We start from the raw sequence: 4,493 nt of genomic DNA, 5'->3' as shown, positions 1-4,493 counted from the left end.
CTTTTGGCTTGGGCGGCAATTATATCTGAGGGGTGAAAATAGGGGGAATTCCAAAAGTCGTAGGTGGCACTCGCTGCGGCTAGATTTCCCGAAGCTTGTGGCACACTTGTACTAGATTGGCTGGCCAAGTTTTCTACGATACTGATTAACCTTTTCTTTCTTCTGGTGTCCCCTAGGTCTGCATAAGTACCTAAGCAAAATTAATTACACATTTCGATAAAGCTTTTGCCTCTTGCCTATTGCCTCTTGCCTGTCTTCACTAGGAAATTTATTTTGCATGACTACTTACTGTAATTCTTGGGCTGCCCATTTCTCCATTTTTTTGCTTACCTCCACCTTAATTCCTTCTTTCAAAACTATACCTATCAATCGTTTCCCCTTTTTTTAAGTTTCTTCTCTTTTTGTTAAGAAAAATCTGACTAATGGATAGCTCAGAGTCGAGGGCTATCGTACCTTAGCCGAGATGAATCCCTTCTTTCAAGGTCGGCTAAATTTTCCGCGACGGCTCTTCGCCAGTTTGGAAGATTATATGCTTCAAGCTTGGGAGCAACCCATCTTCGAGGTGGTTCGCGAACGGACAATTTACTATCCCGTGAATCCGGATCTCAGTACCTTGGAGTTTGCCCATCTCGGAGAGGCGGAATTTATCGACTTACACGATCGTCGGCGAACCCTATTCTGTGAACCCTGCGACCTCGCGCAAGGATTAATTTTCTATTGGCCGGCCGTTCGGATGAAATTACAACTCGATTTGAACCAAAGTGTAGAAACAATTCTGACCGCGATGACCACGGGTTGCGCGCGAGATGTGCTGAAGAATCCGTGCAACAGTTTTATCGAGATCCGTCATCTGCCCGCCATGTCCCGAACCGAAACTTTTAGTTGGCTCGCCCTATTTTTGGGTTGTTTGGGAGATATCGAGTCCTGCGATCGTCTCACGAGAGATTTGCGATTAGAGGAGGTACGTTTTAGCTCTGGCGAGGTATTAACGCAAGGATGGGAGACGAGTTTACAGGATCGATCGCTCGGCGATTGGGGACGCGAGGTACTCAATATCGCCACCCGTAGTTTGGAACGACGGGAACCGGCGTTACTACCCTTTATCGAACTACTGGCCCGACGATTGCAGGAGCGCGCTTCCCCCGCGCGCGAGAGCGTGGAGAGTTTCGATCGAGACGGCATTGACGGACTGATCGAAAAACTGAAAATCCGTTAGGTTATAAAGGGAAAAAAGTTTTATGAATATTTACAATTTTTCAGCCGGCCCCGCCATGCTTCCGAAAGTCGTCATGGAGGAAGTTCGAGAAACCTTTCTCAACTACCGAAACACGGGGGCTTCGATTATTGAAATCGGTCATCGCTCCGATATTTTCGTGGAAGTTTTGGAGGAAACCGAACGGCTTTTTTATCAACTGACCGACTTGCCCGCTAACTATAAAATTTTGTTCGTTCACGGTGGGGCGCGAATGCAGTTTTCCGCGATCCCGTTGAATTTGATCTCGCTCTCTCCCGCGCGCAAATCCAGCTACGTGGAAACGGGAAATTTCGCCCGACAAGCTTGGGAAGAAGCGCGGCGCCTCGCCCAGGTGGTGGCTAGTAGCGCGGATACCGATTTCGATCGAATTCCCGACGAGCGATCGATTCAATGCGATGAAGACGCGGCCTATCTGCACATTACCAGTAACAATACTGTTTACGGTACTCGTTGGAATCGCTTTCCCTCGGTGAAAGTTCCGCTGGTCGTGGATGCCACTTCAGAGATTTTATCGAGACGGATGGACTATTCACAATTCGGGGTCACTTATGCCGGGTTTCAAAAAAATCTCGGTCCCTCGGCCCTGGCGTTGGTGATTATCCGCGACGACCTACTGGGCCAAGCTTTACCGGAAACTCCCTTACTGTTGGATTATAGTATTTACGCCAAGAATCGCTCCCTATATAATACGCCCAATACTTTCGCGATTTACATGATGCAACTGATCTTACGCTGGATCGAAAGTTTGGGGGGAATCGCGGCGATCGAACGCTTGAATGATGCCAAGGCGAAATGTATTTATGATTATTTGGATTCCACGGAATTCTATCGGGGAGTGGCGCGCCAGGAAGATCGATCAACCATGAACGTTACCTTTCATCTTCTCGATCGCTCTTTGACCGATCTATTTTTACAAGAAAGTCGTGACCGGGGACTGCTGGCCCTGAAAGGACATCGATCGGTCGGTGGAATTCGCGCCTCTATCTATAACGCGATGCCGATAGAAGGTGTCAAAGCTCTCGTAGAATTTATGAAGGAATTCGAGAGAATTTATGGTTAAAAAAACCCGTTGGTTATAGTCTTATTATTCTGGAGACAAATACAGAAAAAATGACGCACTTTGCCGCACCAGAACAACAATTTTTTATGAAGGAATTCGAGAGAATTTATGGTTAAAAAAACCCGTTGGTTATAGTCTTATTATTCTGGAGACAAATACAGAAAAAGTGACGCACTTTGCCGCACCAGAACAACAATTTTTATCGATGTAACTTATCACAAAAATCACCGATCTATGACTCATATTACTGAATCCAAATTTTACGGTAAACGTTTTACCACCCCGGAAACGCAATTAATTTTCGCGGATGAAACTCGCTATCAACGCTGGTTAAATATCGAAGCCGCCCTCGCTTTAGTACAGGGTGAACTGGGCGTGATCCCGATCGAGGCGGCCGAGGAAATCGCCCAAAAAGCGAAACTGGAGAATCTGGATTTAGAACGGGTCAAGATAGATTTAGAACTTACCAGTCATTCCCTGGTCCCTTTGTTAAGGGAAGTGCAACGAGTATGTCGCGGCGGCCTCGGAGAATATATTCACTACGGGGCGACCACCCAAGATATTCAAGATACGGCCACGGTGTTAGAGATGTTAGATGCTTTCCGAATAATCCGACGGGATGTTCGGGCGATCGCTCAAACCCTAACGGAATTGGCCACCCAGCATAAAGAAACCCTAATGGTCGGCCGTTCTCAAGGTCAGTACGCGCTAACCACTACTTTCGGCTATCGGGTGGCGATCTGGTTAGATGAACTTCTCCGCCATTTGAAGCGGATGGATGAAGCGGAAGAACGTATTTTCGTCATTTCCCTTTTCGGCGGTGTCGGTAATATGAGTTGTTTACCGAGGGGGATCGAAACGATGCGAATGTTGGCTAAACGTTTACATCTCAACCCGGCGAACACCAGTTGGCATACGGCACGCGATCGGATCGCCGAGTTCGTGATGCTTTTATCGATGACAGCATCAACGTTAGGTAAAATTTGTAACGAGATCTATGTATTGTCTCGCACGGAATGTTCCGAATTAGCCGAACCTTACACGCCAGGAAAACTCGGTTCGTCAACGATGCCCCATAAACGAAATCCCGAAGTTTCCGCCCAGGTAGTCCTTCTGGCGAGGATGACAAAATACAATGTGGCCATGTCTTTAGAAGCGATGATCGCCGAGGACGATCGCGATCTTCGCTCCCTACGAGCGGATTGGATCTGTATTCCCGAAGTTTGCAGTTATACTGCCGCCGCCGCGACTTTATGCGGCAAGTTATTGAAAAAGTTGGATATCTGTCAAGACAAGATGGCGACCAATCTAAGGGTACAGGAAGATTTCATTTTTTCCGAGCAATATATGATAGCTTTGGGAGAAATTATCGGTAAGCAGTCCGCGCATTCGGTAGTGTACGAAGCGTCTATGCAAGCGTATGAAAGTGGACAACCGATTATTAATCATCTCCTGAAACACCCACAGGTAGAGAATCATCTGAGTCGCTCCGAACTAGAAGATATTCAGAGCCCGGCCAACCGGATCGGTGCGGCTAAGGAGTTGACGCAAGCGATTATCGACCAATCTAACCGTTATTTAGGGCTTGCTGAATAATGGTAAAACCCTTTTAAAATAAGGCTTTTGACCTGTTAAAGTCCGATGTTCATGCTGCGAAAATAGGATTGGGACTTTCAAAAACCTTGCATTATCCTTCTTGTAGTACATCGCTTGGTACAAAAAACAAGGGCAACAAAGCCTGAAACGACCGGCTACTGACGACCAGCTACTGACTCCTACCCCCAGGAAAACCTTTTTCAGCAGACCCTATTTAGAGTTTGTCGAAAAGCTTTAAAACAAAAGCGGTCCCGGTTTTTTCCAGATTTCCCGTAATCCGAACCGAGATCTGGGGGGGCGATCAGGGACAGTGATTTTATCCCAATACTTCTTTTGATAACACCATTTACCCGTTTACAAGGATACTGAAACCCTTGCAATGATCTGGGCGATAAGCCCCAGAAAATCCAAAACCCGCGAGGTATTGGATTTTATCCTTCAGGATTCGGTCTCGAAATTTTGTGACTAGAATAACCTAAGTTGCTATACTTTAGACGTTCATAATCTGAGATTTATTAAACTTCTGAAATCGTAGAGTCAGCAAGGAATCCAGTTCTTTTTTATGTTTCAGATGGGCATCAT

The 4,493-nt window shown here is 46.4% G+C and carries 3 protein-coding genes and 1 pseudogene; 3 read left to right on the top strand and 1 reads right to left on the bottom strand.

Features of this window, described 5'->3' with window-relative positions:
- Positions 1 to 185: pseudogene (locus H6G40_RS22575) on the bottom strand (IS4/Tn5 family transposase DNA-binding protein); the annotation flags it as partial.
- 344 nt (positions 186 to 529) lie between these two features.
- Here H6G40_RS22575 and H6G40_RS22570 point away from each other — a divergent pair.
- From H6G40_RS22570 to H6G40_RS22560, 3 genes are all read left to right on the top strand, one after another.
- Positions 530 to 1,216 carry a hypothetical protein gene (locus tag H6G40_RS22570; protein ID WP_242028832.1) on the top strand — a complete coding sequence of 229 codons (687 nt, stop codon included), beginning with the start codon at positions 530 to 532 and terminating at the stop codon, positions 1,214 to 1,216.
- A 22-nt stretch (positions 1,217 to 1,238) separates the two neighbouring features.
- Entirely contained in the window at positions 1,239 to 2,315 is a 1,077-nt protein-coding gene (gene serC / locus H6G40_RS22565; RefSeq protein WP_069474881.1) for a 3-phosphoserine/phosphohydroxythreonine transaminase, read from the top strand.
- A gap of 234 nt (positions 2,316 to 2,549) precedes the next feature.
- Positions 2,550 to 3,911: a class-II fumarase/aspartase family protein gene (locus tag H6G40_RS22560; protein WP_002735082.1), complete on the top strand. Its 1,362-nt coding sequence runs from the start codon at positions 2,550 to 2,552 to the stop codon at positions 3,909 to 3,911.
- Positions 3,912 to 4,493: the final 582 nt, after the last annotated feature.

Source organism: Microcystis viridis FACHB-1342 (assembly GCF_014698335.1).
Classification (GTDB): domain Bacteria; phylum Cyanobacteriota; class Cyanobacteriia; order Cyanobacteriales; family Microcystaceae; genus Microcystis; species Microcystis ichthyoblabe_A.
Note: the sequence above shows the minus strand (reverse complement) of the source record. Positions and strands in the feature narration are given on the sequence as shown.